This window comes from Streptomyces sp. NPDC107581 (genome assembly GCF_055657175.1).
Genome location: NZ_JBVKBH010000007.1, coordinates 1 through 26,646 on the forward strand (window position 1 = coordinate 1; position 26,646 = coordinate 26,646).

A 26,646-nucleotide genomic window follows, 5' to 3' on the forward strand; every position below is an offset into this window, starting at 1 on the left:
CTCAGGCGCAGCCATCTGCGAAATCAAGGACTGACACCACAAAACCCGAACGGCGCCCGGCGGACACCACACCCACCGGGCGCCGCCCCACACACGCCACCCGACCCCAGGGACACGGGAAACCGCGCCACCACGAGCCACTCCCCACCCACCCGAACAGCACCCAACCAAGCGGCACGCGGAACTGCGCGACAAGCCACGGCGAACCCGCACCCGCCACCCCGAGCGAACCGCCACAAGGCAACCGCCCAAGCAGCACCCCGAGCCACTTCCCGGCCACCCAAGCGGCACCCAACCAAGGGGCGCGGGGAACTGCGCGACAAGCCACAACGGCCCCGCACCCGCCACCCCGGCTCAACCCCCAACGGCGGACGAATACCTCAGCGCCTGCGAAGATCGGCCACCCGGGCCCGCTCAGCCCCGGCCGACTGCTCTCCGAGCATCCCCCGCAACCCGCCCCCGGGCACCTGTCCCCGCCTGGGCCCCGGCAGCGGAGCGCGCCGCGCCGCAGGCCCCGGCTCACCCCCCGGGCTCCCGCTCGCCCCGGCCACGGCGATCTGCACCCCCTGATCGGCGAGAGCCTGCAGCTCCGTCGCGGCGCGGTCGTCGTGGACAGGCGGCTCGTCGGTGACCAGACGGGTGATGACATCGGTCGGCACCGTCTGGAACATCGTGTCCGTGCCGAGCTTGGTGTGATCGGCGAGGACCACCACCTCGGCGGCGGCCTGCACCAGCGCACGGTCGACGGACGCCGAGAGCATGTTGGACGTGGACAGCCCCCGCTCCGCGGTCAGGCCGCTCCCCGACAGGAACGCCTTGGACACTCTCAGGCCCTGCAGGGACTGTTCGGCGCCGGAGCCGACGAGGGCGTAGTTGGAGCCGCGCAGGGTGCCGCCGGTCATCACGACCTCGACCCGGTTGGCATGGGCCAACGCCTGTGCGACCAGGAGGGAGTTGGTGACGACCGTCAGCCCGGGCACGCGCGCGAGCCGGCGGGCCAGCTCCTGCGTGGTGGTCCCCGCGCCGACGACGATGGCCTCGCCTTCTTCGACGAGGCCCGCGGCCAGGTCGGCGATGGCCGTCTTTTCGGCGGTCGCGAGATGGGATTTCTGCGGAAAGCCGGACTCACGCGTGAATCCGCCCGGCAGTACCGCACCGCCGTGCCGGCGGTCGAGGAGTCCTTCTGCCTCCAGTGCCCGCACGTCCCGTCGTACGGTCACTTCGGAGGTCTGGACGACGCGGGCGAGTTCACGGAGCGACACGGCTCCGTTGGCTCGCACCATTTCGAGGATCAATTGGCGACGTTCTGCAGCGAACACGAAACTGACAGTAACCCCAACGACCGTCTGCTTTCAGCAGTTTGCGCCGAATAACAGAAGTTGTTCGCATGGTAGGGCGGGAAGTGGTATAGGGCCTAACCCGCCCGACTATGCCGTACGCATGCGCGACAACTCCCCGTGACCAGCGGGGATGTGGTTTCGGCCGTCAGGCCTCGCCGCCCGCCTTGCGCGTGTGGAGCTGTCGTGCCACCTCGGCGATCGACCCCGAAAGGGAGGGATAGACCGTGAATGCGTTCGCGATCTGTTCGACCGTCAGATTGTTGTCGACGGCGATCGAGATGGGGTGGATCAGTTCCGAGGCGCGCGGCGCGACGACCACACCGCCGACGATGATCCCGGTTCCCGGACGGCAGAAGATCTTCACGAAGCCGTCCCGGATGCCCTGCATCTTGGCGCGCGGGTTGCGCAGCAGGGGAAGCTTGACGACGCGCGCGTCGATCTTGCCTGCGTCCACGTCGGCCTGGCTGTAGCCGACGGTGGCGATCTCCGGGTCGGTGAAGACGTTCGAGGAGACCGTCTTCAGGTTCAGCGGAGCCACCGCGTCGCCGAGGAAGTGGTACATGGCGATGCGTCCCTGCATGGCGGCGACGGACGCGAGGGCGAAGACACCGGTCACGTCACCGGCCGCGTAGACGCCGGGAGCGGTCGTACGGGACACCTTGTCGGTCCAGATGTGCCCGGACTCGCGCAGCTTGACGCCGGCCTCCTCCAGGCCGAGCCCCGCGCTGTTCGGGATGGCGCCGACGGCCATGAGGCAGTGCGAGCCGGTGATGACGCGGCCGTCGGCCAGCGTCACCTCCACTCGGTCGCCGACGCGCTTGGCGGACTGCGCGCGGGAGCGGGCCATGACGTTCATACCGCGGCGCCGGAAGACGTCCTCCAGGACGGCGGCGGCGTCCGGGTCCTCGCCGGGCAGCACGCGATCGCGCGAGGACACCAGGGTCACCTTGGAGCCGAGCGCCTGGTAGGCGCCGGCGAACTCGGCACCGGTCACACCCGAGCCGACCACGATCAGCTCGTCCGGCAGCTCGGTGAGGTCGTAGACCTGGGTCCAGTTCAGGATCCGCTCGCCGTCGGGCTGGGCGTCCGGCAGCTCGCGCGGGTGACCGCCGGTGGCGATGAGGACGGCGTCGGCGACGAGGGTCTCCTCGGTGCCGTCGGCGGCGGTGACGACGACCTTGCGGGAGCCGTCCAGGCCCTGCATGCCGTCCAGCCGGCCGCGGCCGCGCAGGACCCGGGCGCCGGCGCGGGTGACGGAGGCGGTGATGTCGTGCGACTGGGCGAGCGCGAGCCGCTTCACACGCCGGTTGACCTTGCCGAGGTCCACACCGACCACCCGGGCCGCCTGCTCCAGCGGCGGGGTGTCGTCGGCGACGATGATGCCCAGCTCCTCGTACGAGGAGTCGAAGGTGGTCATCACCTCGGCCGTAGCGATAAGGGTCTTCGACGGCACGCAGTCGGTCAGTACCGACGCTCCGCCCAGACCGTCGCAGTCGACGACGGTCACCTCCGCGCCGAGCTGGGCGGCAACCAGCGCCGCCTCGTATCCGCCGGGTCCGCCACCGATGATCACGATCCGAGTCACGTACCCCATTGTCCCGCACGCTTCAAGGTGCTACTGCCCGGGGCCGCACCAGCGGGAGCCGGGGGGTCGGGAGAGGGTGACCGTGGCGGGAGTTTCCGCTGCCGTACCCTCTCTCCATGTCGCTCTATGCCGCGTACGCCGGCAACCTCGACGCGGGGCTGATGTCCGGCCGCGCCCCGCACTCCCCGCTGCGCGCCATAGGCTGGCTGAACGGCTGGCGGCTGACCTTCGGCGGCGAGCAGCTGGGCTGGGAGGGCGCGCTGGCGACGATCGTCGAGGAGCCCGGGGCCCAGGTGTTCGTCGGCCTGTACGACATAGCGCCCCTGGACGAGGAGTCGCTCGACCGGTGGGAGGGCGTGGGCCTCGGCATCTACCGGCGCGCCCGGGTGCGCGTGCACACGCTGGACGGCGAGGAGTCGGCCTGGACGTACGTCCTCAACGGCTACGAGGGCGGGCTGCCGTCGGCCCGGTACCTCGGGGAGATCGCCGACGCCGCCGAGTCCGCCGGGGCACCCCACGACTACGTGATGGAGCTGCGCAAGCGCCCCTGTTGAGGCGAGCCGCGCCGGCACCTCGCCGCGCATGCACCCCTCCTCCCCCTCCTCCCCCTCCTCCCCCTCCTTCTCCTCCTTCCGTCTCCTTCGTCGAAAACGACAAGACAACGATCGCATTCCCGTGGGCTCTGTCATCTACGCGCGTAGGCGAAGACCGGCTACCCTCGTCGGCGTGAACGCATCTCTCCTTCCGGACGACATCCAGGGCGACCCCTACGCCGCCGCCGACGCCGCCGCCGCGCGCCTGCGCGACCTGACGGGCGCCGAGACCCACGACGTCGCCCTCGTGATGGGCTCCGGCTGGGCTCCGGCCGTCGACGCCCTGGGCACCCCCGACGCCGAGTTCCAGGTCACCGAGCTGCCCGGCTTCCCGCCGCCGGCCGTCGAGGGGCACGGCGGCAAGATCCGCTCGTACTCCTTCGGTGACAAGCGCGCGCTGGTCTTCCTGGGCCGCACGCACTACTACGAGGGCCGCGGGGTGGCCGCCGTCTCGCACGGCGTCCGCACGGCCGTCGCCGCGGGCTGCAAGACCATCGTTCTCACCAACGGCTGCGGCGGCCTGCGCGAGGGCATGCGTCCCGGCCAGCCGGTCCTGATCAGCGACCACATCAACCTGACGGCCACGTCCCCGATCGTCGGCGCCAACTTCGTCGACCTGACGGACCTCTACTCCCCGCGCCTGCGCGCCCTGTGCAAGGAGATCGACCCCACCCTTGAGGAGGGCGTCTACGCGCAGTTCCCCGGCCCGCACTACGAGACCCCGGCCGAGATCCGCATGGCCCGCGTGATCGGCGCGGACCTGGTCGGCATGTCCACGGTCCTGGAGGCCATCGCCGCGCGCGAGGCGGGCGCCGAGGTGCTGGGCATCTCCCTGGTCACCAACCTCGCGGCCGGCATGACCGGCGAGCCCCTCAACCACGAGGAGGTCCTCCAGGCGGGCCGCGACTCGGCCGCACGCATGGGCCAGCTGCTGAGCCAGGTACTGGGCAAGCTGTAAGCGGGCCGGACACCTACGAGGGGATGCGCGCCACGGGTACCACGGGGTGCGCGAACGCACCACGAGCACGACGGGGCGTGAGCGCACCACAGGCACGACGGAGCGTGAGAGCCCACGGGTGCCACCCGAGTGCAAGCGCACCACGGCGCGCTGCGGTACCGCGGCCCCGTGGTACAGAGACGTCGCGGTGCCGCAGCGCGCCGTGCCGCAGTGCCGCAGTGCCGCAGTACAGCTGACCGCAACGCGGTAGTGCCAGGGTGCTGCTCACCGCGGCGCGGAAGTGCCACGGCGCTGCTGACCGTAACGCGGCAGAGCCACGGCACTGCTGTCGCGGTAGCTCCGGCAGCGGTGCTGCGAAGCCGCGGTGCCGCTGTCGTGGTGCTGCGGTTCCGCCGGGTGTGATCCTGCCCCCGCGCCTCTCGGCCGACCGAGTCGGGTGGGCGGGTGGGCAGAGCGGGGGTCTGGGGGCGGAGCCCTCAGGGACGAGGCAAACAAGGAGAGGTTGATCCCAAGGTGCACGACGATCTCATCGCCAAGGCCACGGCATGGCTCGCCGAGGACCCCGACGCGGAGACCCGTGAGGAACTCGCCAAGCTGATCGACGCCGGCGACACAACGGAACTGTCGGCCCGCTTCAGCGGCACCCTCCAGTTCGGCACCGCCGGCCTGCGAGGCGAACTCGGCGCCGGCCCGATGCGCATGAACCGCAGCGTCGTCATCCGCGCCGCCGCCGGCCTCGCCGCCTACCTGAAGACGCACGGCAGGACCGGCGGCCTGGTCGTCATCGGCTACGACGCCCGCCACAAGTCCGCCGACTTCGCCCGGGACACCGCCGCCGTGATGATCGGCGCCGGCCTGCGCGCAGCGGTCCTGCCCCGCCCCCTGCCCACTCCCGTCCTGGCCTTCGCGATAAGGCACCTGGGCGCGGTCGCGGGCGTGGAGGTCACCGCCAGCCACAACCCGCCCCGGGACAACGGCTACAAGGTGTACCTCGGCGACGGCTCCCAGATCGTGCCGCCCGCCGACGCGGAGATCGCCGCCGAGATCGACGCGATCGTCTCCCTGAACGACGTACCCCGCCCGGACAGCGGCTGGGAGACCCTGGACGACGCGGTCCTGGACGCCTATCTGGCCCGTACGGACGAGGTCCTGGCCGCCGGCTCCCCGCGCACCGCCCGCACGGTCTACACGGCGATGCACGGCGTCGGACGCGACGTCCTGCTGGCCGCCTTCGCCCGGGCCGGCTTCCCCGAGCCGGTGCTCGTCGCCGAGCAGGCCGACCCGGACCCGGACTTCCCGACGGTGGCCTTCCCCAACCCGGAGGAGCCGGGCGCCATGGACCTGGCGTTCGCCCGGGCCCGCGCGGCCGACCCGGACCTCGTCATCGCCAACGACCCCGACGCCGACCGCTGCGCCGTGGCCGTCAAGGCCGACGGTGACTGGCGGATGCTGCGCGGCGACGAGGTGGGCGCGCTGCTCGCCGCTCACCTGGTCCGACGGGGCGCGACCGGCGTGTTCGCGGAGTCGATCGTCTCCTCCTCCCTCCTCGGCCGCATCGCCGAGAAGGCGGGCCTGCCGTACGAGGAGACCCTCACGGGCTTCAAGTGGATCGCCCGCGTGGAGGGCCTGCGCTACGGCTACGAGGAGGCCCTCGGCTACTGCGTGGACCCCGAGGGCGTACGCGACAAGGACGGCATCACGGCGGCGCTGCTGATCACGGAGCTCGCGTCCGTGCTCAAGGAGGAGGGCCGCACCCTCCTCGACCTGCTCGACGACCTCGCCGTGGAGCACGGCCTGCACGCCACGGACCAGCTGTCCGTCCGCGTCCAGGACCTCTCCGTCATCGCGGACGCGATGAACCGCCTGCGCGAGCAGCCCCCGGCCGCACTGGCCGGCCTGTCCATCACCCGGGCCGAGGACCTGACCCGCGGCACGGACCGGCTCCCGCCCACCGACGGCCTGCGCTACACCCTCGACGGCGCCCGTGTCATCGTCCGCCCCAGCGGCACCGAGCCCAAGCTGAAGTGCTACCTGGAGGCCGTGGTGCCGGTTCCCGGCCACGCCGGCCTCCCGGCGGCCCGTGCGAAGGCCGCGGAGCTGCTGGCCGCCCTGAAGCGGGACCTGTCGGCAGCCGCCGGCCTCTGAGCCGTACGCCCGTACCGGCCGCCGCCGGCTCCGTCATGGAGCCGGCGGCGGCCGGCCCGGTCACGGCTGCCGCCCCCGGCCGTGCGTGATCCCGGGGTGGCCTCACCGGCCGAGCCGGGCGGGTGCCGGGCGGGTGGCGGGCGGGTCCTGCGCCTACGGTGAGAGGATGACGGGCGCTTCCCCGTGGACGTCGCTGCGCGGCAGACTCCGGGTACAGGGGCCGGCGGTGGCCCGCATCCTGGTCATCGCGACCATCTCCTGGCAGGCGGCACTGTGGGCCGGTGCCGCTCAGCCGCCGGTGTTCGCCGCCATCGTCCCCCTCATGTGCCTGCGCGAGGATCCGGCCTCCTCGATGGCGGCGCTGCTGCTGAGGGTCCTCGGCGTGCTGGCCGGAGTGGCCCTGAGCATCACCCTGGTCAGTCTCTTCCGGCCGTCCACGGCCACCCTCGTCCTCGTGATGGGGCTGGCGCTGCTGTGCGGAATCGTCCTGAGTTCCGGATCGGCGCTGAACGTGCAGATCGCGCTCACCTCGCTGCTGGTCTTCGCCAATCCCTCTCCGGAGGCGTACGGCTTCGCCAGGCTGTGGGAAACCGCCCTGGCCGGCGTGATCACCGCCGTACTCGCTCCCCTGCTGTGGCCGCGGAACCCGTTCCGGGAGGTGACGGCACTGGCCCGGGACTGCCGGGACTGTCTCGCCCAGACCCTCACCAGCAGTGTGCGCGCGATCGGATCGCCGGACGCGGCGCGGACGAACCGTACGTTCACCGAACGGCAGGCGGAGAGACTGCGCCGCAACGGGGAACGCGCCCGGCAGGCGGACCGGGCCATGCGGTGGAACCCCCTGCGCCGGAGACACCGCACCAGGGTGGCCGAGCTGAGCCGCCGGATCGGCCTGGCCGCCGAGGCGTCCCCCTACCTCCTCACGCTGGGCGCGGAGGTCGACTACTTCACCCTGCGCCACGGGCTCGACCCGACCCTCCTCCGGGCCCGCACACGTCTGCCGCCGGTCGCGCAGTCCACCGGACGCGCCGTCGAGGCCGCCCTGGAGGGACGGGATCCCGGGGCGGACGTGGCTGCCGCACGCGCGGACCTCACCCGGTACGCCGGGGAGGACGCTGCACCCCCGGCCGTGTCGCTGCGCCGGCCGTTCAGCAAGATCCTCGACCACCTCGACGCGGCCCTCTCACCACTCGCCCCCGCGCCCGGCACCCGGCCCCCTCCACCACCGTGACCAGTGACCGCCGCGCACACACCGGATGACGGACCGCGGTGAGTCCGGAGGGCCTGGGTACGACGGTCGACGGCCGTACCGAGGTACGAAGATCGACACCCGGCACCCGGCACCCGGCACCCGGCGCCCGACGCCCGACGCCCGACGCCCGACGCCCGACGGGGAAGCGGAACGCCTCAGGGCCGAGACAGCCCAAACGACCCACACGGCCAAGACGGACGAGCCGGCCCACAAGGACGAGCCGGGCCGAACACCGGCCTCACCCCAAGCCCGACCTCACCCCAAACCCCGGCCTCACCCCAAACCCCGGCCTCACCCCAAACCCCGGCCTCACCCCAAGCCCGGCCTCACCCGAAGACCCCGCCGGATCACCCGAAGACCCGCCGGATCACCCCACGATCAGCAGGATCGCCAGCAGCACCGCTCCGGCCACCGCGGGCGCGGCCACCTCGTAGGCCCAGCGCACCGTGATCTCGCCCTGGGCCGTCTCCGCGTCGCCCCGTCGCTCCAGGAGGTCCCGCAGGTCGTCGATGATCTTGTCGCTCTCCGCGCGTGCCGGACCGTCCGGGACGTCGGCACCTCCGAACGCACCGAACCCGCCGAGGCCCAGGCCCCCGACCCCTCCACCGCGCCCGGTCCCGGCCCCGGATGCCGCCCGCATCTGCCGCCGCGCCGCCTTCTTGCGGGCGCGCAGCGAGACGGGGACGGCCCACAGCTGGTACTTGGCGCCGGACTTCGCGACGACCTCGTTGGTGTACCCGGAGCGCAGGGATGCGATCTCGCCCCAGGGCACGCCGATCACCCGGAAGGGGTTGCGGATGCGCAGCCGGTCCTCGTTGGCGTAGACGGCCGGGCGCAGGGTGAAGGCGATCACCAGCGGCACGATCAGGATCAGCCCGGCCAGCGCGAGCCAGGGCGTCCGCCCGTGCCCGCGGACCAGTGCGTCGAAGCCCAGCCAGGCGACGAGCGCGAGCAGCAGCACGCCGGCCACCAGCGCCAGGGGCGAGCGGTAGATCCGGTCCTTGGCGGCGGGCGCCGAGGGCTGTGGCGCGGGTGACTGGTGGTCCGGGGTCGTCATGCTCCCGATTCTGCCCGAAGCCGCCGCGACCGCCCCTATGAGCCCCGACACCGGCGCTCATCCGTGACCTGCGGACAGGTAATGAGCACCCGGGGCTATACAGCAGCTACGCGCGTAGATATGCTCGTCTGGTGACCATGCCCACCTCCCCCAAGCTCTCGGCTTCGCTCGAACAGGGCGGTGCCCCCACACCCACAGCGCACGCCCTCGCCGGCGTCACCGCGTCCGACAGCACGCTGCGCCGCTTCCTCCACGGGTTGTCCGGCGTCGACGCGGTCGGCCTGGAGGCGCGCGCCGCGTCCCTCGGCACCCGTTCCATCAAGACCACCGCGAAGGCGTACGCCATCGACCTCGCCATCTCGATGGTCGACCTGACGACGCTGGAAGGCGCGGACACCCCGGGCAAGGTCCGGGCGCTCGGCGCCAAGGCGGTCCACCCCGACCCGACGGACCGGACGTCCCCCGCCACGGCCGCGGTCTGCGTCTACCCCGACATGGTGGCCACGGCCAAGGAGGCCGTCGCCGGCTCCGGCGTGAAGGTCGCCTCGGTCGCCACCGCCTTCCCGGCCGGCCGCGCCGCCCTCGACGTCAAGCTGGCCGACGTCCGTGACGCCGTCGCAGCGGGCGCCGACGAGATCGACATGGTCATCGACCGGGGCGCGTTCCTGGCGGGCAAGTACCTGAAGGTGTACGACGAGATCGTCGCCGTGAAGGAGGCCTGCGGGACGAGCGCCCGGCTGAAGGTCATCTTCGAGACCGGTGAGCTGTCGACGTACGACAACATCCGCCGGGCGAGCTGGCTGGGCATGCTGGCGGGCGCGGACTTCATCAAGACGTCGACGGGCAAGGTCGCCGTCAACGCCACCCCCGCCAACACCCTGCTGATGCTGGAGGCGGTGCGCGACTTCCGCGCCCAGACCGGCGTCCAGGTCGGCGTGAAGCCGGCCGGCGGCATCCGCACCACCAAGGACGCGATCAAGTTCCTGGTCCTGGTCAACGAGACCGCCGGCGAGGACTGGCTGGACAACCACTGGTTCCGCTTCGGCGCCTCCTCGCTCCTGAACGACCTGCTCATGCAGCGTCAGAAGCTGGCCACCGGCCGTTACTCCGGCCCCGACTACGTGACGGTGGACTGAGACCCCATGAAGATGGACATGCAGACATCCGCATTCGAGTACGCACCGGCGCCCGAGTCCCGCTCCGTCGTCGACATCGCGCCTTCCTACGGCCTTTTCATCGACGGCGAGTTCGCCGAGGCGGCCGACGGCAAGGTCTTCAAGACGGTCAGTCCGTCCACCGAGGAGGTCCTCTCCGAGGTCGCCCAGGCCGGTGAGGCGGACGTCGAGCGTGCGGTGAAGGCCGCCCGCAAGGCGTTCGAGAAGTGGTCGGCGCTGCCCGGCTCCGAGCGCGCCAAGTACCTCTTCCGCATCGCCCGCATCATCCAGGAGCGCAGCCGCGAGCTGGCCGTCCTGGAGACGCTGGACAACGGAAAGCCGATCAAGGAGACCCGCGACGCGGACCTCCCGCTGGTCGCCGCGCACTTCTTCTACTACGCGGGCTGGGCCGACAAGCTCGACCACGCCGGCTTCGGTGCGGACCCGCGCCCGCTGGGCGTGGCCGGTCAGGTCATCCCCTGGAACTTCCCGCTGCTGATGCTGGCGTGGAAGATCGCCCCGGCGCTGGCGACCGGCAACACGGTCGTCCTCAAGCCCGCCGAGACGACGCCCCTCTCCGCCCTGTTCTTCGCGGACATCTGCCGCCAGGCGGGCCTGCCCAAGGGTGTCGTCAACATCCTTCCGGGCTACGGGGACACGGGCGCGGCCCTCGTCGCGCACCCGGACGTGAACAAGGTCGCCTTCACCGGCTCCACGGCCGTCGGCAAGGCGATCGCCCGCACGGTCGCCGGCAGCCGCAAGAAGCTCACCCTGGAACTGGGCGGCAAGGGCGCCAACATCGTCTTCGACGACGCCCCGATCGACCAGGCCGTCGAGGGCATCGTCAACGGCATCTTCTTCAACCAGGGCCAGGTCTGCTGCGCGGGCAGCCGCCTGCTGGTGCAGGAGTCGATCCACGACGAGCTGCTCGACTCCCTGAAGCGCCGGCTCTCGACGCTGCGCCTCGGCGACCCGCTCGACAAGAACACCGACATCGGCGCGATCAACTCCGCCGAGCAGCTGGCCCGGATCACCGCGCTGGCCGAGCAGGGCGAGGCGGAGGGCGCCGAGCGCTGGTCCCCGGCCTGTGAGCTCCCCTCCTCCGGCTACTGGTTCGCCCCGACGCTGTTCACCGGTGTCACCCAGGCGCACACCGTCGCCCGCGACGAGATCTTCGGCCCGGTGCTGTCGGTCCTCACCTTCCGTACGCCCGACGAGGCCGTGGCCAAGGCGAACAACACGCCGTACGGCCTGTCGGCGGGCATCTGGACGGAGAAGGGCTCCCGCATCCTGGCGGTGGCGGGCAAGCTCCGCGCGGGCGTGATCTGGTCCAACACGTTCAACAAGTTCGACCCGACCTCGCCGTTCGGCGGTTACAAGGAGTCGGGCTTCGGCCGCGAGGGCGGCCGGCACGGCCTGGAGGCGTACCTCGATGTCTGAGAAGTCTGAGAAGTCCGAGCAGCAGCGACTCAGTGTCTTCAAGACCTACAAGCTGTACGTCGGCGGGAAGTTCCCGCGTTCCGAGAGCGGCCGGGTGTACGAGGTGACCGACGCAAAGGGCACGTGGCTGGCCAACGCTCCGCAGTCGTCCCGCAAGGACGCCCGTGACGCGGTCGTGGCCGCCCGCAAGGCGTTCGGCGGCTGGTCCGGCGCGACCGCGTACAACCGCGGCCAGATCCTCTACCGCATCGCGGAGATGCTGGAGGGCCGCCGGGAGCAGTTCGTCCGGGAGGTCGCCGACGCCGAGGGCCTGTCGAAGGCGAAGGCGGCCGCGGTCGTGGATGCCGCGATCGACCGCTGGGTCTGGTACGCGGGCTGGACCGACAAGATCGCCCAGACGGTCGGCGGCGCGAACCCGGTCGCGGGCCCGTTCTTCAACCTGTCCTCCCCCGAACCGACCGGTGTGGTGGCCGTCCTGGCGCCGCAGGAGTCGTCCTTCCTCGGCCTGGTCTCGGTGATCGCCCCGGTGATCGCGACCGGCAACACGGCGGTGGTGATCGCGAGCGAGAAGTCCCCGCTCCCGGCACTGTCCCTGGGCGAGGTCCTGGCCACCTCCGACCTGCCCGGCGGTGTCGTCAACGTCCTGTCCGGCCGTACGGCGGAGATCGCGGCGCCGCTGGCCGCGCACCAGGACGTCAACGCGATCGACCTCGCGGGCGCCGACGAGGCGCTGGCGAAGGAGCTGGAGATCGCGGCCGCGGACAACCTGAAGCGCGTCCTGCGTCCACAGGGTGTGGACGGCTGGTCGAAGACTCCGGGGACCGAGCGCATGACGGCGTTCCTGGAGACGAAGACGGTCTGGCACCCGACGGGTTCGCTGGGCGCGTCCGGCTCGTCGTACTGACGGCGCCCCGCAGGCCGAGAGCCGCGCCGCCCCTCCGTCCGGGGGCGGCGCGGCTCTCCTGGTGTCTTCACGTGTACGGCTCTCCTCGCGCTCGGCTCAGCCCTGCCCGGAGAGCAGTCCCCCCACCTGCTCCACCGCCGGCACGGCGCCGAGCGTCTCCACCTGGGCCAGCGGCCCGGTGAAGTCGCTGAGCCCGCCGTCGCCGAGGGGGGCGGCCGCAGGACGTGCGGACGCCCCGGCGAGCGGCTGGGCGTGCACGGCCGCCGTCGCCGCGCCCAGGGCCGCACCGGCGATCGTGAACGCCGCCAGGGTGCGCCGGACGGCGAGGGTACGGGGGGAGACAGATCGTGCCATCTCTGATGCCACCTTTCCATACGTAGGGTGATCGTATCGGCACGAAGCGTAATCGAGGTGTGATGCGCACTCCAAAGCCGACCCGCGGGGTCGGCAGGAGGCGCGCCATGCGTCAAACTGGTGTTCCGTGAGCATTCATCCCCCGTCCCCCGCCCGTGTCGTGCTGCTGTGCGGCCCCTCGGGCTCGGGCAAGTCACTCGTCGCCGCCCGCTCCGGGCTGCCCGTTCTGCGCCTCGACGACTTCTACAAGGAGGGCGACGACCCGACACTGCCCCTGGTGGAGGGGAGTTCGGACATCGACTGGGACCATCCCCGGTCGTGGGACGCGGACGTCGCGGTGGAGGCCATCGCCCGTCTCTGCGCGACGGGGTCCACCCCCGTGCCGCTGTACGACATCTCGCTGAGCGCCCGGACCGGCGAGCAGACACTGCACATCGGGCGCACCCCGCTGTTCATCGCGGAGGGCATCTTCGCCGCGGAGATCGTGGAGCGCTGCCGTGAACTGGGCCTGCTGGCGGACGCCCTGTGCCTGAACCGCGGTGCGGTCGCCACCTTCCGCCGGCGCTTCCTGCGGGACCTGAAGGAGGGCCGCAAGTCGGTGCCGTTCCTGATCCGCCGCGGCTGGCGGCTGATGCGCGCCGAGCGCTCGATCGTGACCCGCCAGGTCTCCCTGGGCGCCCGTCCGTGCGACCGGGACGAGGCGCTGGGCCGGCTGGCCGCCGCGGCAACGGGACGGCAGACCCGCCAGCAGACGACCGCCTGACGGGACACAGCGACGAACGCCTGACGGGAACGCAGTGACAACGGCCCGACAGGACGCCGTGACGACGGCCCGACAGAGCACCGTGACGACGGCCCGACGGGACGCCGTAGAACAACGGGAAACGGGACTGGATGGACCCCCCGGCCCTCCAGTCCCGTTCTTCACCCTCCCCCGTGGGGCCCACCCCCCAGTGGTCCCCCCGGTGCTCCCCCGTGTCCCCCAGGGCCACCCCCCGGTGGCCCCTGCCTTCAGGCGACCAGCTCGCCGAAGGCGTTCTCCTCGTCACGGCCGAAGCTGAGGACCTCGTCCTCGCGCAGCCGGCGGAGCGACCGCCAGATGCTGGACTTCACCGTGCCGACACTGATGTCGAGGATCTCCGCGATCTCCGGGTCCGTACGGCCCTCGTAGTAGCGCAGGACCAGCATGGTGCGCTGGAGTTCGGGCAGCCGGGCCAGCGCCTGCCACAGGACCGCGCGCAGCTCGGTGCCGCGCATCGCGTCCGTCTCGCCGGGCGTCTCCGGCAGTTCCTCGGTCGGGTACTCGTTGAGCTTGCGACGCCGCCAGGCGCTGATGTGCAGGTTGGTCATGGTGCGGCGCAGGTAGCCGCCGACCGCCGCCTTGTCGCTGATCCGGTCCCACGCCTTGTACGTCGAGAACAGCGCGCTCTGCAGCAGGTCCTCGGCCTCGAAGCGGTCGCCGGTCAGGTGGTAGGCGGTGGCGTACAGGGAGGCGCGGCGCTCCTGGACGTAGGCGGTGAACTCCGCCTCGCTCAGCGAACGGCGCTCCCCCGAGTCCTCCCTGTACGCGGATCCCCCGTGCGTGCCCTTGGCGGCGACCGCCGCGGGCTCCCCCGTGTGCGCGTCAACCACCGTCATGTAACCGGTGTGCTGACGCCCGGCGCCGCGAGCGCACCCCCGCCCGCTCACGGCGCCGGACTTCTCCGAACCCCGGTGCACGTCGTGCAGACGCGTGATCACTGCGCTGGTGCTGATGCCGTGCAGCGTGTTCATCTCGCGCTCCCCGTGGTGGACTTCCGGTCTTCGGCTTGCTCGGTGTTGCTTCCTTGCCTGTGCCGAAAAGCTTGCCGAGTGACCTTCATGGCCGTGTCCGTCGACTGTCACAGACCTGTCACAGGGGTCCGGGCCAGCACAGTCACAACCTGGGCACAGGGGGTGGTGCCGGCCGGCCCGGGCGGGTCCGTACACACCGCAGGCCGACCACAGGTCGTACGACAGGCCGTCCATGGGCCAGAATGAGCCCGTGCCTTCCCTGTTGCTGATCGAGGACGACGACGCCATCCGTACGGCCCTGGAGCTCTCCCTGACGCGCCAGGGACACCGGGTGGCCACCGCTGCCAGCGGTGAGGACGGTCTGAAGCTGCTGCGCGAGCAGCGCCCGGATCTGATCGTGCTGGACGTGATGCTGCCCGGCATCGACGGGTTCGAGGTGTGCCGGCGCATCCGGCGCACCGACCAGCTGCCGATCATCCTGCTGACCGCCCGGAACGATGACATCGACGTGGTGGTCGGACTGGAGTCCGGGGCCGACGACTACGTCGTCAAACCGGTCCAGGGCCGGGTGCTGGACGCCCGGATCCGGGCCGTGCTGCGCCGCGGTGAACGCGAGTCCAGCGACTCGGCGACCTTCGGCAGCCTCGTCATCGACCGGTCCGCGATGACCGTGACGAAGAACGGCGAGGACCTGCAGCTGACGCCGACCGAGCTGAGACTGCTGCTGGAGCTGAGCCGGCGGCCCGGCCAGGCGCTGTCGCGCCAGCAGCTGCTGCGGCTGGTGTGGGAGCACGACTACCTCGGCGACTCGCGCCTGGTGGACGCGTGTGTACAGCGGCTGCGCGCCAAGGTGGAGGACATCCCCTCCTCCCCGACCCTGATCCGTACCGTCCGTGGTGTCGGCTACCGCCTGGACACGCCTCAGTGACCGATACGCAAGGGGGGCTGCGCGGCTGGACCGCGGGGCGCAAGGGAAGTCTGTCGCGGCTGCGGTTCACCAGTCTCAGGCTGCGGCTGGTCGTCGTCTTCGGTCTGGTCGCGCTCACCGCCGCGGTGTCGGCGTCGGGCATCGCGTACTGGCTGAACCGGGAGGCCGTGCTCACCCGCGCCCAGGACGCGGTGCTGCGCGACTTCCAGCAGGAGATGCAGAACCGGGCGGGTGCGCTGCCCGTGCACCCCACGCAGGACGAACTGCAGCGCGCGGCGGGCCAGATGGCCGCCAGCAGCCAGCGGTTCAGCGTGCTGCTGGTCGCCGAGGACGCCAACGGCAAGACGGTGTACGGCAATTCGGGCGGCATCAACGGCTTCTCGATGGAGGACGTGCCGAAGTCGCTGCACACCGCCGTGAACAAGCGGCAGAAGGTGACCGACGGCAACAAGTCGCCGTACCACCTGTACTGGCAGCGGGTCGACGACCACGGCACGCCGTATCTGGTGGCCGGCACGCGGCTGATCGGCGGCGGTCCGGCGGGCTACATGTCCAAGTCGCTGGAGCCGGAGGCCAAGGACCTCAATTCGCTGGCCTGGTCGCTGGGGATCGCGACGGGCCTTGCGCTGATCGGCTCGGCGCTGCTCGCGCAGGCCGCCGCCACGACCGTGCTGAAGCCGGTGCACCGGCTCGGGGTGGCCGCCCGACGGCTCGGCGAGGGCAGGCTGGACACCCGGCTGCGGGTCTCGGGCACCGATGAACTCGCCGATCTGTCACGCACGTTCAACAACGCGGCCGAGGCACTGGAGAAACGGGTCGCGGACATGGCCGCGCGGGACGACGCCTCGCGCCGCTTCGTCGCCGACATGTCGCACGAGCTGCGCACCCCGCTGACCGCCATCACCGCCGTCACGGAGGTGCTGGAGGAGGAGCTGGACGCGGACGCCGGGAGCATCGACCCGATGATCGAGCCGGCCGTGCGGCTGGTGGTCAGCGAGACACGGCGGCTGAACTCCCTGGTCGAGAACCTGATGGAGGTCACCCGCTTCGACGCGGGCACCGCCCGCCTGGTCCTGGACGACGTCGACATCGCCGACCAGATCACCGCCTGTATCGACGCCCGCGCCTGGCTGGACGCCGTGGAGCTGGACGCCGAACGCGGCATCCACGCCCGCCTGGACCCGCGCCGCCTGGACGTGATCCTCGCCAACCTGATCGGCAACGCCCTCAAGCACGGCGGCTCGCCGGTGCGCGTGTCCGTGCGGATCGACGGCGACGACCTGGTCGTCGCGGTGCGTGACCACGGGCCCGGCATCCCCGAGGACGTCCTGCCGCACGTCTTCGACCGCTTCTACAAGGCCAGCGCCTCCCGGCCGCGCTCCGAGGGCAGCGGTCTGGGCCTGTCCATCGCCATGGAGAACGCCCATATCCACGGCGGCGAGATCACCGCCGCCAACTCTCCCGAGGGCGGCGCGGTGTTCACCCTGCGGCTGCCGCGGGACGCTTCGCGGCTGACGGAGGACGACAGCGAAGGCGAAGGCACCGAGGGCAACGGGACCGGGGATCCGGGGAAGGAGGGGGCATGACCGCAGGGACCGTTCGCCGCCTGCTCGCGGTGCCCCTTCTCGCCGGGCTGCTCACCGGGTGCGGGATCCGGGCCACCGAGGTGCCGACGGACTTCGGCGGCGCGCCCTCCAGGGTGCCGTGCTCGCTGCCCGGGCCCGACCTGTCGACCCAGTCCGCGCACGGGGTGCCCGTACAGGTCTTCCTGCTGTGCGCCTCGTCCCTGGTGACCGTCGACCGGACCGTGCCGGTCCCGGAGGGCACCGCGGACGCGCGGCGCCGGGTCATCGTGGCGCAGGGCCTGCTGGACCAGCTCGCCGCGCCCCCCTCGCCCGCCGAGCGGGCGGCACGCTACTCGACGTACGTGCCGGGCGGCCTGAGCGTGGCCGGGCCGGGCCCCAAGGACCCGGAGGACACGCTGCGGCTGAGCACCGCGCCGGGCCGGCTCACCTCCTACGCCCTCGCCCAGGTCGTGTGCACGCTGTCCGACTCGGCGGCGACCGAGGGCGACGGCTCGGTGATCCTGGGCGGCCCGGGCACCCAGCCGCTGCGCCGCTACGAGTGCACGGACGACGTCCGCAACCGGCCGGGCAGCACCGAGCCTCCGTCCGCCGAGGTCACGGCGGGCTGACCGACCACGGCGGGCGGCGCGGCGGACATCCGGCCGCGGGCCGCGGCAGGCAGTGCGGCGGACAGCCGACCGCAGGCCGCGCCGGGCGGTGCGGCGGACAGCCGGCCGCGGGCCGCGCCGGGCGGTGCGGCGGACAGCCGGCCGCGGGCCGCGCGGCGCCTGTGCGGCGGGCATTCGGCCACGGACCGGGCCGGTGCAGCGGACAGCCGACCACGCTCGGCCGGTGCGACGGAGGCCCGGCGGCGGGCCGCGACGCGCCCGGTGTGGCGGACACCTCATGTGCATCCGCGTGACGGAAGCGGAACCGATCGTGCACACGGGTGCGTCTAGGGGGGCGTGCAGCGTCAAGGCTCCATCGGCGGCAGCGCCGCGATCCGCATCCGTGCGACGGGGGGTGTCCTCCTCGTCGCCCATCTCGTGCTCGTCGCCTGGCTGATGCTGCGGCCCCTGGACGTGCCCTGGGTGATGCCCGCCAATCTGCGCCCACTGGCCGGCATCCGGGCCGATCTGGCGCTGGGCTGGCCCGAGGCGGCCAGACCCCTCGGCGAGGGGCTGGCCCTGCTCGCGCCGCTGGGCGTGCTGCTGCCGATGGTGCACGGCAGGCTCACCGTCTCCCCGCTCGCCTCCCTGATCCGTACGTCGGCCGCGGGCACCCTGATCTCCCTCGGGATCGCCCTGCTGCAGACCGGGGTGCCCGGCAGGGTCGTGGACGTGGACTCGCTGCTGCTGAACACCGTGGGGGTGGCCCTGGCCCACCTGGCCGTGGTGCCCGCGGGCCGGGCCTGGCTGCGGCGGGCCGAGTGCGAGCCCCGCACGACGGGGAGGCTCACCGTCCACGAGGAGCTCGCTCAGGGTCGGACCCCGACGATTCCCAGGGTCGGGATCGCCCCGTAGAGCGACGCTTTGCCCCCTTGGTCTCCGTAGCGTGGACGTCGGATGAGGCAGCCGATCGGGCCGCCTCCGACGGAGCTCACGAAGGAGCCGACATGACCGCCCTTGCCCGCCCCACCCACGGCCGCATGATCGGCGGAGTGTGCGCAGCGCTGGCACGGCGCTTCGGCACCTCCGCGACGACGATGCGGGTGATCTTCCTGCTGTCCTGTCTGCTGCCCGGCCCGCAGTTCCTGCTCTACATAGCGCTGTGGATCCTGCTGCCGGCGGAGGACAAGGCCCGGACCGCCGCCTGGTGAGTCCGTGCGTGAACGCCGCTGGGGCGCTTCCGGACTGCTCCGGGAGCGCCCCAGCGGCGTCGTGCGGGCGGCGGACGTCAGCCGAGCGCGACACCGTTCACCGGCGCGCCGTGCGTGGGCAGGTCCTTCAGCGGCAGTCCGCCGAGCAGTCCGGAGACCGGCGCGGTCGAATCGCCGCCGGGGACCCTCTGGACGGCCGGGCGGGCGGCGGACATCCCGGCACCGACGGCGTTCTGCCCCTGGGCGAGGGCCTGGCCGGCGCCCGGCAGCGCCCGGCTGACGTTCTCGGCCGGCAGCGTCTTGGCCACGGAGCCCAGGGCCTGCGTCGCGTCCGGGACGGCCGGGGCCGCGTCGGCGGCGCCCGCGCCGGCGGCGGCGAAAGCGGCACCGAGGGCGGCGACGCCGAGGGTCCTGACAGCAGACTGCTTCATAGTGAATGCGTCCTTGAATGCGGAGACGGGAGATCAAAAAAAGATCCGAGCGGTCCTCGACCGTAAACATGCCGAGCCACCCGCCGCAAACACCGAAATGCGGACGACTTGTGAAAGCCCGTCCGCATTTCGCGTCTACGATCGATCGGCCGCTCCCCGCCCACACCGAAGGAAGTGCTGGTGGAAGCCGTCTACCGGAACAGCCATTCGGATTTCAGTTCTGCATATCCGGGCTTGACCACGTCATTGATCATAGCGAGTCGTTCATCGAAAGGAATGAACGCTGATTTCATCGCATTGACCGAGAACCATTGCAGATCATCGAGGGTGTAACCGAACGCATCGACGAGATGCTCGAATTCCCGGGTCATGCTGGTGTGCGACATCAACCTATTGTCCGTATTGACCGTCGCCCTGAAGTGAAGCCGCCGCAGCAGTCCGATCGGGTGTTCGGCGTAGGAGGGCGCGGCCCCGGTCTGCAGGTTGGAGCTGGGGCACAGCTCCAGCGGGATGCGCTTGTCCCGGACGTACGAGGCCAGCCGCCCCAGCTTCACCGAGCCGTCCTCGCGGATCTCGATGTCGTCGATGATCCGCACCCCGTGCCCGAGCCGGTCGGCGCCGCACCACTGCAGCGCCTGCCAGATCGACGGCAGCCCGAAGGCCTCGCCGGCGTGGATGGTGAAGTGGTTGTTCTCGCGCTTGAGGTACTCGAAGGCGTCCAGGTGCCGGGTGGGCGGGTAACCGGCCTCGGCTCCGGCGATGTCGAAGCCGACCACGCCCAGGTCCCGGTACCGGTTGGCGAGTTCGGCGATCTCCAGGGCGCGGGCCGCGTGCCGCATGGCGGTGAGCAGGGCGCCGACCCGGATGCGCCGCCCGTCCTCCCGGGCGAGCTGCTCCCCCTGCCGGAAGCCCTCGTTGACCGCCTCGACGACCTCTTCGAGGCTCAGCCCGTTCTCCAGGTGCTGTTCGGGCGCGTACCGCACCTCGGCGTAGACGACGCCGTCCTCGGCCAGGTCCTCGGCGCACTCCCGGGCGACCCGGACCAGCGCCTCGCGGGTCTGCATCACGCCGACGGTGTGCGAGAAGGTCTCCAGATACCGTTCCAGCGAGCCGGAGTCGGCCGCCTCGCGGAACCAGATGCCCAGCTTGTCGGGGTCGGTCTCGGGGAGCTGTGAGTAGCCCGTCTCCCGGGCGAGTTCGACGACGGTTCCGGGGCGCAGCCCGCCGTCGAGATGATCGTGCAGCAGAACCTTGGGGGCCCGGCGGATCTGGTCCGGCGCCGGAACGTTCGTCGGGACGGTCCCAGTCGGTGCAGTCTGGCTCGTCATTGCCGCACTCTAACGCCTACGCGCGTAGAGCGCCCGCTGTACGCCGTCCGACGCGACGGCACTTTTCCGTCGATACGCAACGGTGACCGCCAGGACGGGTTTCGTGCACCGCGCCTTCTGACACTGTTCTGTCATGGGACAGCAAGCGACGCCGGTGCGAACGGCCAGGCTGGGGAGGGCAGTCGGCCCGGAGCCGACGGCGGTGAGCGGAGCGGTGCTGCTGCTCCCCGGCGGCGAGGAGGTCTCCGCCCGCAAACCGTCCCTCGTCCGGGCGACCGTCTTCGTCCGCTCCCTCGGCCGCCGCCTCGCCCGGGCTGGCCGCGCGGAGGGGCTGGCCGTCCACACCGTCCAGTACCGCTACCGGGGTTGGAACGGCAGCGAGGCACATCTGGCAGGGGACGCGGAGTGGGCCGCCGACGAGGTCGTACGACGGTACGGGGATGTTCCCGTGTGCCTGGTGGGCCTCGACATGGGCGGGCGGGCGGCCCTGCGGGCGGGCGGGCACGAGGCCGTCAACTCGGTGGTCGCGGTCGCCCCCTGGCTGCCCGAGGAGGATGTGGCGGCGCCCGCCGAGCCGGTGAGGCAGCTGGTGGGGCGGCGGGTGCTGATCGTGCACGGCACGAACGACGAGCGGACCGATCCCGAGCTGTCGTTCCGGCTGGCGACGCGGGCGAAGAAGGCGAACCGGGACGTGTGCCGGTTCGAGGTGCACTCCGATGGTCACGGGCTGCATCAGCACCGGGACGAAGTGGTGTCTCTGGCGGTGGACTTCGTGATGGGAGCGCTGTTCGGGTCCGCGCTCGCCCGTCCGCTCGAGGACGCGCTCGCCGCTCCGCCGCCCCTCGGGCTGCGGATGCCGCTGGCCGCGGGGTTCGGGCGGTCGCTTCAGCGGGGTTGACGCGATGTCCGGATGCCGTCGGGCGCAGGGGCCGGGGGGCGCTTCAGCGGGGTTGAAGCGATGTCCGGATGCCGTCGACCGCAGGGCCGGGGGGCGCTTCAGCGGGGTTGACGCGGTGTCCGGGGCGTAGGTGGGCCCGCACCTGTCGCGCGCATCCGGCCGAGCCGCACACCGCACACGGCCCCGCGTCCCTCAGGCGGTCAGGAGGCTCCCCCTTCTGGAAAGGAGGAACTTCTTGAAGGCCGCCACCGGCGGGGTGTCCGGGCGGTCCGCCAGCCAGGCGACGCCGATCTCGCGGACCGCTCTGGGAGCTGTCACCGTCAGTTCCACCACGCCCGGCCTGGGCACGGTCGGCGGGGGCAGGAGGGCGACCCCCAGGCCCGCCGCCACCAGGCCCCTCAGGGTCTCCGCCTCCTCGCCCTCGAAGGCGACCCGCGGCCGGAAGCCCGCCTCTCTGCAGAGGTCGTCGGTGATCCGCCGCAGGCCATAGCCCGGCTCCAGCGTGACGAAGGTTTCGTCCGCGGCCTCGGCCAGGCGGATGCGGCGGCGCGCGGCCAGCCGGTGGTCCGCCGGCACGACCAGACGCAGCTTCTGCTCGTCGAGACGGCGGGCGACCAGGTCGGGGGCGTCGGGGACCGGGGAGGTGAGGCAGAGGTCCAGCTCCCCCGCGCGCAGCCGCTCCAGCATCGCCTCGCCGTAGTTCTGGACGAGGCTGAAGCGGACGCGCGGGTGGCCGGCGCGGAAGGCGTGCAGCAGACCCGGTACGGTCTCGGCGCCCATGGTGTGCAGAAAGCCGAAGGCGACCTTGCCGGTGGCCGGGTCGGCGTCGGCGCGGACCTCCTCGGCGGCGCGCTCGACCTCGGCCAGGGCGCGCTCGACGGAGGCGAGGAAGGTACGGCCGGCGGTGGTGAGGGAGACGGTGCGGCCGTGGCGGGCGAAGAGGCCGACGCCCAGGTCCTGCTCCAGGCGGACCATCGCGCGCGAGAGGGTCGACTGGGGGACGTTCATCTCGTGGGCGGCCCGGGTGACGTGCTCGGTGCGGGCGACTCCGGCGAAGTACGCGAGGCGAGGCGCGAGCAACCTCGACATCTCAGTGGTGTCTTCTGTGTCACTGGACGGTGACAGCCGGGCCTGTGAGCTTTGCTGATGCGCCATGGGAACGATTATGGCGATTCCATGCATTGGACGGATGAGCGAGGCCGTACGTAGCTTCGAGGCATGACTCCCGCCAGTACCGGGGCGTCCACCACCGTGGACGCCGCCCTGTCCGTCCGTCCCTCCGACGCCGACTCCCGTCTGACACCGGGCGGCCCCGGCTACCGACGGATGAGCTTCGCCCTCTTCCTCGCCGGAGTCGCGACCTTCGCCCTCCTCTACTCCACACAGGCCCTGCTGCCGCTGATCTCCGGGGAGTTCGGGGTCGCGGCGAGCGAGGCGAGCTGGACGGTGGCGGCCGCGACCGGTGGTCTGGCGCTGTTCGTGCTGCCGATGAGCGCCCTGTCGGAGCGCTTCGGCCGCCGTACGGTGATGACGGCCTCGCTGGCGGTCGCGGTGGGCGTCGGTCTGCTGGTTCCCTTCGCGCCGTCGATCGGCGCACTGGTGGTGCTGCGGGCGGTGCAGGGCGCGGCGCTGGCCGGCCTTCCGGCGTCGGCGACGGCGTATCTGGCCGAGGAGGTCCGGCCGAAGGCGCTGGTCACGGCGATCGGGCTGTTCGTGGCGGGCAACAGCGTCGGCGGGATGAGCGGCCGGCTGATCACCGGCTGGGTCGCCCAGGAGTGGGGCTGGCGGGTCGCCGTCGGGGTGATCGGGGTGATATCGGTGGCCTGCGCGGTGGCGTTCCGCCTGCTGCTGCCGGCACCGAAGCACTTCAGGGCCGGCTCGCTGCGCCCGCGCGTCCTGCTCGGCACGGTCCGCGACCATCTCGCCGACCCGCTGCTGCGCCGCCTGTACGCGATCGGCGCGCTGTTCATGACGGTGTTCGGCGGCGTGTACACGGTGATCGGCTACCGCCTGACGGAGGCCCCCTTCTCCCTCCCGCAGGGCATCGTGGGCTCGGTCTTCCTGGTCTACCTGGTCGGTACGGTGTCCGCGTCGACGGCGGGCCGGCTGGTGGGCCGCCTCGGCCGCCGGGGCGCGCTGTACCTGGCGGGCGGCACGACGGCGGCGGGCCTGCTCCTGACCCTGGCCACTTCCCTCCCGCTGGTCCTGCTGGGGCTGGTGCTGATCACCGCGGGCTTCTTCGCGGGCCACGCGGTGGCCTCCTCGGCGGTCGGCAAGACGGCCACCCACGGCCGCGCCCAGGCCTCCGCCCTCTACCAGTCCTCGTACTACATCGGCTCCAGCGTGGGCAGCACGGTCGGCGCGACCGCCTTCCACGCGGACGGCTGGGCCGGCACGGTCACCGTGGGCATCCTCGCGGTCCTCGGCGTCGTCACGATCACCGTCGCCGGCTCCCGGGCGGCCCGGGTGGCGGCCCGGCGGACGCCGGTGGCGGCGCACTGAGACCTCGGGACACGAAGGTGCGGGGCAGCGGCCGGCAGGCCGCTGCCCCGCACTTCGTGCGACAGGCGCCCGGTCTTCGCTCATGTCCGTGAACCAATCGGTCTGAGCTGGGCGTTTTTGCACTCCGGGCGCCATTGTCAGTGGGCTGCGGTAGCTTCCGGAGTGCTGGGGCGCGAAGGCGCTTGGACAGAACGGCCACAGGGGTGGGTGGACGATGGGCGACAGCACGGCGACGGCGGATCTCGACGTCGCACTGGAGAAGCACCGGACCGAGCTGACCGGGTACTGCTACCGCATGCTCGGCTCCTCCTTCGAGGCCGAGGACGCGGTGCAGGACACCCTGGTGCGGGCGTGGCGGAGCTACGAGAAGTTCGAGGGCCGCTCCAGCCTGCGCTCGTGGCTGTACCGGATCGCGACGAACGTCTGCCTGGACATGCTGACGGCGGGCAACAAGCGGGCCCGGCCGATGGACCTGACCGATTCGACCCCGCTGGCGCAGGCGGCCCTGGCCCCCCGCCCGGACAACACATGGCTGGAGCCGATGCCGGACGCGCGGGTGCTGCCGACCGTGGAGGACCCGGCGGAGGCCGCGGTCGCCAAGGAGTCGATCCGGCTGGCGTTCATGGCGGCCCTCCAGCAGCTGCCGCCCAAGCAGCGGGCGGTGCTGATCCTGCGCGAGGTGCTGGCGTGGAAGGCGAGCGAGGTCGCCGAGCTGCTGGACACCACGGTCGCCTCGGTCAACAGCGCGTTGCAGCGGGCCAGGGCGACGCTCGCCGAGCGCGGGGACACGGGCGCGAAGGGCGCGGTGTCCGACCCGCTGGACGAGGAGCAGCAGAAGCTCCTGGAGCGCTACGTCAAGGCCTTCGAGGGCTACGACATGACGGCGCTGACGGCGCTGCTGCACGAGGACGCCGTCATGACGATGCCGCCGTTCGACCTGTGGCTGCGCGGCACCGCCGACATCACCGGCTTCATGACCACCCTCGGCGCCTCCTGCGCGGGCTCCCGTCTGCTGCCGGTCCGGGCCAACGGCCTGCCGGGCTTCGCGCACTACAAGCCGGACGAGGAAAAGGGCGGCTTCAGCCCCTGGGCGGTGCAGGTCCTGGAGATCTCAGAGGGCCGGATCACCGGATTCCACTGCTTCCTCGACACCAAGCGCTGGTTCCCCCTCTTCGATCTGCCCCTCCACCTCGAAGCGGAGCCCGACCAGGTCGAGAAGGGCGTGTAGCGCGGGGCCGGGGTCGCGCAGCAGGATCCGCCCGCCGGCCCGGCGGGCGGCCAGCTGCAGCCGCGCCAGCAGCTCGACGGTCCCGAGACCCGGCGGCCCGAGCCCGCCCACGTCGCACACGACGACCCCGGCACCGCCCGGCTCCAGCAGCAGAGCCCGCACCTCGTCGCACAGCCCCGGCACCTCGTCCCGGGTGACGGGGCCGGGCAGCATGAGTACGGCGGGTGTCTTGGCGTCCACGTGCAGTAGACCGCCACCGTGGCCGTAACTCATCGCGACCCCGCCGTCCCTGCCGCTCTCCGGCGAAGATCACATTGACCCGCTCCCCGGCACGGCTGGAGGGTTGGCCCCGTGACGGGGGTACTGAGCGGGTTCGCGGTGATCGCGGTCGTCATCGGGGTGGGCTATGTGCTGGGACGGCGCGGCTCGCTCGGTGACCAGGGCCGGGAGGTGCTCACCGCACTGGCCTTCGCCGTGGCGGGTCCGGCGCTTCTCTTCACGACCCTGGCCAGGGCCGACCTCGCGGTGCTGTTCTCCAGCCGGCTGCTGGTGACGGCCCTGAGCACGGCCGCCGTCTCCGGCGTCTTCGTGGCGGCCGGTGCGCTGCGGCGCTGGGGCGTGGGCCGCACCACGATCGGCGCCCTGTGCTCCGGTTACGTCAACTCGGGCAACCTCGGCATCCCGATCGCCGCCTACGTCCTGGGCGACGCGTCGCTGGTGGCGCCGGTGCTGCTGTTCCAGGTCGTCCTCGTCACCCCGGTCGCCCTGACGATCCTTGACCTGTCCGGCATGGGTGAGAAGGGCACACTGTGGCAGCGCCTGCTGACCCCGCTGCGCAACCCGATAGCGGTCGGCTCCCTGTCCGGGGTCCTGGTCGCGGCGGTGGGCTGGAAGGTCCCCGACCCGGTCATGGACCCCCTCACCCTGATCGGCAACATGTCCGTCCCCGCGGCCCTGCTGGCCTTCGGCATGTCCCTGCACGGCAGCGCGCTACCCGGCCGGGGGCGGGACCGCGGGCCGGTCCTGCTGTCGGTGGCGTTGAAGTCGGTGGGACAGCCGGCGGTGGCGTGGGCACTGGCCAGGGGCGTCTTCGGGCTGCACGGCGCACCGCTGCTGGACGTGGTGGTGACCTCGGCGCTGCCCGCCGCACAGAACCTCTTCACCTATGCGAGCCGCTACCGCGTGGCCGAGTCCCTGGCCCGGGATTCGGTCCTGCTGTCGACGGTGGTGTCGGTGCCGGTGCTGGTGGGGGTGGCGGCGGTGTTGGGGTGAGGTCAGTCGACGGGGAACTCGCTGGTGTCGATGGTGACGTCGAACGGCTCCGGCAGCTTGATGGGATCGCCGAAAGGGTCCTGGCTCACGGTGAGTGCGCTCACGGCGGTCTCCCATCGG

Annotated in this window: 26 protein-coding genes; 17 read left to right on the forward strand and 9 right to left on the reverse strand. The window is 72.0% G+C overall.

The window, feature by feature from the left end:
* Nucleotides 1–380: 380 nt before the first annotated feature.
* Entirely contained in the window at nt 381–1,319 is a 939-nt protein-coding gene (locus ACZ7P3_RS18840) for a DeoR/GlpR family DNA-binding transcription regulator (RefSeq protein ID WP_472083006.1), read from the reverse strand.
* Nucleotides 1,320–1,485: 166 nt separating this feature from the next.
* Complete coding sequence (locus ACZ7P3_RS18845; protein WP_472083008.1) at nt 1,486–2,934, reverse strand: NAD(P)H-quinone dehydrogenase; 1,449 nt, start codon at nt 2,932–2,934, stop codon at nt 1,486–1,488.
* 107 nt (nt 2,935–3,041) lie between these two features.
* Here ACZ7P3_RS18845 and ACZ7P3_RS18850 point away from each other — a divergent pair, with 107 nt between their 5' ends.
* The 4 genes from ACZ7P3_RS18850 to ACZ7P3_RS18865 all read left to right on the forward strand — a co-directional run bounded on the left by ACZ7P3_RS18850 (nt 3,042) and on the right by ACZ7P3_RS18865 (nt 7,852).
* Nucleotides 3,042–3,479, forward strand: coding sequence for a gamma-glutamylcyclotransferase family protein (locus ACZ7P3_RS18850; protein WP_472083010.1), 438 nt, complete (start codon nt 3,042–3,044; stop codon nt 3,477–3,479).
* A gap of 172 nt (nt 3,480–3,651) precedes the next feature.
* Complete coding sequence (locus ACZ7P3_RS18855; protein ID WP_472083012.1) at nt 3,652–4,476, forward strand: purine-nucleoside phosphorylase; 825 nt, start codon at nt 3,652–3,654, stop codon at nt 4,474–4,476.
* Nucleotides 4,477–4,989: 513 nt separating this feature from the next.
* Complete coding sequence (locus ACZ7P3_RS18860) at nt 4,990–6,621, forward strand: phospho-sugar mutase (RefSeq protein ID WP_472083014.1); 1,632 nt, start codon at nt 4,990–4,992, stop codon at nt 6,619–6,621.
* A gap of 166 nt (nt 6,622–6,787) precedes the next feature.
* Entirely contained in the window at nt 6,788–7,852 is a 1,065-nt protein-coding gene (locus ACZ7P3_RS18865) for an FUSC family protein (RefSeq protein ID WP_472083016.1), read from the forward strand.
* A 388-nt stretch (nt 7,853–8,240) separates the two neighbouring features.
* Here ACZ7P3_RS18865 and ACZ7P3_RS18870 read toward each other — a convergent pair whose 3' ends face one another.
* Nucleotides 8,241–8,930 (reverse strand): PH domain-containing protein, encoded by a 690-nt coding sequence (locus tag ACZ7P3_RS18870; RefSeq protein WP_472083018.1) that lies wholly within the window; start codon nt 8,928–8,930, stop codon nt 8,241–8,243.
* Nucleotides 8,931–9,067: 137 nt separating this feature from the next.
* On the opposite strand from ACZ7P3_RS18870, the gene deoC reads away from it, so the two are divergent.
* From deoC to ACZ7P3_RS18885, 3 genes are read left to right on the forward strand one after another with little or no spacing between them, the layout of a single operon-like run.
* Nucleotides 9,068–10,066, forward strand: coding sequence for a deoxyribose-phosphate aldolase (gene deoC, locus ACZ7P3_RS18875; protein ID WP_472083862.1), 999 nt, complete (start codon nt 9,068–9,070; stop codon nt 10,064–10,066).
* A gap of 12 nt (nt 10,067–10,078) precedes the next feature.
* Nucleotides 10,079–11,524: an aldehyde dehydrogenase family protein gene (locus ACZ7P3_RS18880; protein ID WP_472083864.1), complete on the forward strand. Its 1,446-nt coding sequence runs from the start codon at nt 10,079–10,081 to the stop codon at nt 11,522–11,524.
* On the forward strand, nt 11,517–12,428 hold the full coding sequence (locus ACZ7P3_RS18885; RefSeq protein WP_472083020.1) for an aldehyde dehydrogenase family protein: 912 nt from the start codon (nt 11,517–11,519) through the stop codon (nt 12,426–12,428). Before ACZ7P3_RS18880 ends, ACZ7P3_RS18885 begins: the two co-directional genes overlap by 8 nt.
* Before the next feature lie 96 nt (nt 12,429–12,524).
* Here the strand turns inward: ACZ7P3_RS18885 and ACZ7P3_RS18890 are convergent, their stop codons facing one another.
* Complete coding sequence (locus ACZ7P3_RS18890) at nt 12,525–12,782, reverse strand: hypothetical protein (protein ID WP_472083022.1); 258 nt, start codon at nt 12,780–12,782, stop codon at nt 12,525–12,527.
* A 127-nt stretch (nt 12,783–12,909) separates the two neighbouring features.
* On the opposite strand from ACZ7P3_RS18890, the gene ACZ7P3_RS18895 reads away from it, so the two are divergent.
* Nucleotides 12,910–13,545: a uridine kinase family protein gene (locus ACZ7P3_RS18895; RefSeq protein ID WP_472083024.1), complete on the forward strand. Its 636-nt coding sequence runs from the start codon at nt 12,910–12,912 to the stop codon at nt 13,543–13,545.
* A 248-nt stretch (nt 13,546–13,793) separates the two neighbouring features.
* Here ACZ7P3_RS18895 and ACZ7P3_RS18900 read toward each other — a convergent pair whose 3' ends face one another.
* Nucleotides 13,794–14,555, reverse strand: coding sequence for a SigE family RNA polymerase sigma factor (locus ACZ7P3_RS18900; RefSeq protein ID WP_472083026.1), 762 nt, complete (start codon nt 14,553–14,555; stop codon nt 13,794–13,796).
* 250 nt (nt 14,556–14,805) lie between these two features.
* Between ACZ7P3_RS18900 and afsQ1 the strand changes: the two genes are divergently transcribed.
* The 5 genes from afsQ1 to ACZ7P3_RS18925 all read left to right on the forward strand — a co-directional run bounded on the left by afsQ1 (nt 14,806) and on the right by ACZ7P3_RS18925 (nt 18,867).
* Complete coding sequence (gene afsQ1 / locus ACZ7P3_RS18905) at nt 14,806–15,483, forward strand: two-component system response regulator AfsQ1 (RefSeq protein ID WP_472083028.1); 678 nt, start codon at nt 14,806–14,808, stop codon at nt 15,481–15,483.
* Entirely contained in the window at nt 15,480–17,069 is a 1,590-nt protein-coding gene (locus tag ACZ7P3_RS18910; protein WP_472083030.1) for an ATP-binding protein, read from the forward strand. The genes afsQ1 and ACZ7P3_RS18910 overlap by 4 nt, the downstream gene beginning before the upstream one ends.
* Nucleotides 17,066–17,677 carry a hypothetical protein gene (locus ACZ7P3_RS18915; RefSeq protein ID WP_472083032.1) on the forward strand — a complete coding sequence of 204 codons (612 nt, stop codon included), beginning with the start codon at nt 17,066–17,068 and terminating at the stop codon, nt 17,675–17,677. The genes ACZ7P3_RS18910 and ACZ7P3_RS18915 overlap by 4 nt, the downstream gene beginning before the upstream one ends.
* Nucleotides 17,678–18,013: 336 nt before the next feature.
* Nucleotides 18,014–18,571, forward strand: coding sequence for a VanZ family protein (locus tag ACZ7P3_RS18920; RefSeq protein ID WP_472083034.1), 558 nt, complete (start codon nt 18,014–18,016; stop codon nt 18,569–18,571).
* Between the two features lie 92 nt (nt 18,572–18,663).
* Nucleotides 18,664–18,867 (forward strand): PspC domain-containing protein, encoded by a 204-nt coding sequence (locus tag ACZ7P3_RS18925; protein WP_067300014.1) that lies wholly within the window; start codon nt 18,664–18,666, stop codon nt 18,865–18,867.
* A 77-nt stretch (nt 18,868–18,944) separates the two neighbouring features.
* Here the strand turns inward: ACZ7P3_RS18925 and ACZ7P3_RS18930 are convergent, their stop codons facing one another.
* Both ACZ7P3_RS18930 and ACZ7P3_RS18935 read right to left on the reverse strand, forming a co-directional pair.
* On the reverse strand, nt 18,945–19,298 hold the full coding sequence (locus ACZ7P3_RS18930; protein WP_472083036.1) for an ATP-binding protein: 354 nt from the start codon (nt 19,296–19,298) through the stop codon (nt 18,945–18,947).
* 191 nt (nt 19,299–19,489) lie between these two features.
* Nucleotides 19,490–20,626, reverse strand: a complete 1,137-nt coding sequence (locus ACZ7P3_RS18935; protein ID WP_472083038.1) for an adenosine deaminase — start codon at nt 20,624–20,626, stop codon at nt 19,490–19,492.
* A 133-nt stretch (nt 20,627–20,759) separates the two neighbouring features.
* Between ACZ7P3_RS18935 and ACZ7P3_RS18940 the strand changes: the two genes are divergently transcribed.
* Nucleotides 20,760–21,524: a prolyl oligopeptidase family serine peptidase gene (locus tag ACZ7P3_RS18940; RefSeq protein WP_472083040.1), complete on the forward strand. Its 765-nt coding sequence runs from the start codon at nt 20,760–20,762 to the stop codon at nt 21,522–21,524.
* A gap of 192 nt (nt 21,525–21,716) precedes the next feature.
* Here the strand turns inward: ACZ7P3_RS18940 and ACZ7P3_RS18945 are convergent, their stop codons facing one another.
* On the reverse strand, nt 21,717–22,679 hold the full coding sequence (locus tag ACZ7P3_RS18945) for a LysR family transcriptional regulator (protein ID WP_472083042.1): 963 nt from the start codon (nt 22,677–22,679) through the stop codon (nt 21,717–21,719).
* Nucleotides 22,680–22,742: 63 nt separating this feature from the next.
* On the opposite strand from ACZ7P3_RS18945, the gene ACZ7P3_RS18950 reads away from it, so the two are divergent.
* Both ACZ7P3_RS18950 and ACZ7P3_RS18955 read left to right on the forward strand, forming a co-directional pair.
* Nucleotides 22,743–24,026: an MFS transporter gene (locus tag ACZ7P3_RS18950; protein ID WP_472083044.1), complete on the forward strand. Its 1,284-nt coding sequence runs from the start codon at nt 22,743–22,745 to the stop codon at nt 24,024–24,026.
* Between the two features lie 214 nt (nt 24,027–24,240).
* Complete coding sequence (locus tag ACZ7P3_RS18955; protein WP_472083046.1) at nt 24,241–25,254, forward strand: sigma-70 family RNA polymerase sigma factor; 1,014 nt, start codon at nt 24,241–24,243, stop codon at nt 25,252–25,254.
* Here ACZ7P3_RS18955 and ACZ7P3_RS18960 read toward each other — a convergent pair.
* Complete coding sequence (locus ACZ7P3_RS18960; RefSeq protein WP_472083048.1) at nt 25,138–25,527, reverse strand: STAS domain-containing protein; 390 nt, start codon at nt 25,525–25,527, stop codon at nt 25,138–25,140. The genes ACZ7P3_RS18955 and ACZ7P3_RS18960 overlap by 117 nt on opposite strands.
* Nucleotides 25,528–25,605: 78 nt before the next feature.
* Between ACZ7P3_RS18960 and ACZ7P3_RS18965 the strand changes: the two genes are divergently transcribed.
* A complete protein-coding gene (locus tag ACZ7P3_RS18965; RefSeq protein WP_472083050.1) occupies nt 25,606–26,526 on the forward strand; it encodes an AEC family transporter in 921 nt (306 codons plus the stop codon).
* Nucleotides 26,527–26,646 lie beyond the last annotated feature (120 nt).

What these genes read in the sequence shown, in the direction of transcription:
- ACZ7P3_RS18845 (WP_472083008.1), bottom strand. Translation starts at nt 2,934, where the DNA reads ATGGGGTACGTGACTCGGATCGTGATCATCGGTGGCGGACCCGGCGGA.
- ACZ7P3_RS18850 (WP_472083010.1), top strand. Translation starts at nt 3,042, where the DNA reads ATGTCGCTCTATGCCGCGTACGCCGGCAACCTCGACGCGGGGCTGATG.
- ACZ7P3_RS18865 (WP_472083016.1), top strand. Translation starts at nt 6,788, where the DNA reads ATGACGGGCGCTTCCCCGTGGACGTCGCTGCGCGGCAGACTCCGGGTA.
- ACZ7P3_RS18870 (WP_472083018.1), bottom strand. Translation starts at nt 8,930, where the DNA reads ATGACGACCCCGGACCACCAGTCACCCGCGCCACAGCCCTCGGCGCCC.
- deoC (WP_472083862.1), top strand. Translation starts at nt 9,068, where the DNA reads ATGCCCACCTCCCCCAAGCTCTCGGCTTCGCTCGAACAGGGCGGTGCC.
- ACZ7P3_RS18880 (WP_472083864.1), top strand. Translation starts at nt 10,079, where the DNA reads ATGGACATGCAGACATCCGCATTCGAGTACGCACCGGCGCCCGAGTCC.
- ACZ7P3_RS18885 (WP_472083020.1), top strand. Translation starts at nt 11,517, where the DNA reads ATGTCTGAGAAGTCTGAGAAGTCCGAGCAGCAGCGACTCAGTGTCTTC.
- ACZ7P3_RS18890 (WP_472083022.1), bottom strand. Translation starts at nt 12,782, where the DNA reads ATGGCACGATCTGTCTCCCCCCGTACCCTCGCCGTCCGGCGCACCCTG.
- ACZ7P3_RS18900 (WP_472083026.1), bottom strand. Translation starts at nt 14,555, where the DNA reads ATGAACACGCTGCACGGCATCAGCACCAGCGCAGTGATCACGCGTCTG.
- ACZ7P3_RS18915 (WP_472083032.1), top strand. Translation starts at nt 17,066, where the DNA reads ATGACCGCAGGGACCGTTCGCCGCCTGCTCGCGGTGCCCCTTCTCGCC.
- ACZ7P3_RS18925 (WP_067300014.1), top strand. Translation starts at nt 18,664, where the DNA reads ATGACCGCCCTTGCCCGCCCCACCCACGGCCGCATGATCGGCGGAGTG.
- ACZ7P3_RS18930 (WP_472083036.1), bottom strand. Translation starts at nt 19,298, where the DNA reads ATGAAGCAGTCTGCTGTCAGGACCCTCGGCGTCGCCGCCCTCGGTGCC.
- ACZ7P3_RS18935 (WP_472083038.1), bottom strand. Translation starts at nt 20,626, where the DNA reads ATGACGAGCCAGACTGCACCGACTGGGACCGTCCCGACGAACGTTCCG.
- ACZ7P3_RS18940 (WP_472083040.1), top strand. Translation starts at nt 20,760, where the DNA reads ATGGGACAGCAAGCGACGCCGGTGCGAACGGCCAGGCTGGGGAGGGCA.
- ACZ7P3_RS18945 (WP_472083042.1), bottom strand. Translation starts at nt 22,679, where the DNA reads ATGGCGCATCAGCAAAGCTCACAGGCCCGGCTGTCACCGTCCAGTGAC.
- ACZ7P3_RS18950 (WP_472083044.1), top strand. Translation starts at nt 22,743, where the DNA reads ATGACTCCCGCCAGTACCGGGGCGTCCACCACCGTGGACGCCGCCCTG.
- ACZ7P3_RS18955 (WP_472083046.1), top strand. Translation starts at nt 24,241, where the DNA reads ATGGGCGACAGCACGGCGACGGCGGATCTCGACGTCGCACTGGAGAAG.
- ACZ7P3_RS18960 (WP_472083048.1), bottom strand. Translation starts at nt 25,527, where the DNA reads ATGAGTTACGGCCACGGTGGCGGTCTACTGCACGTGGACGCCAAGACA.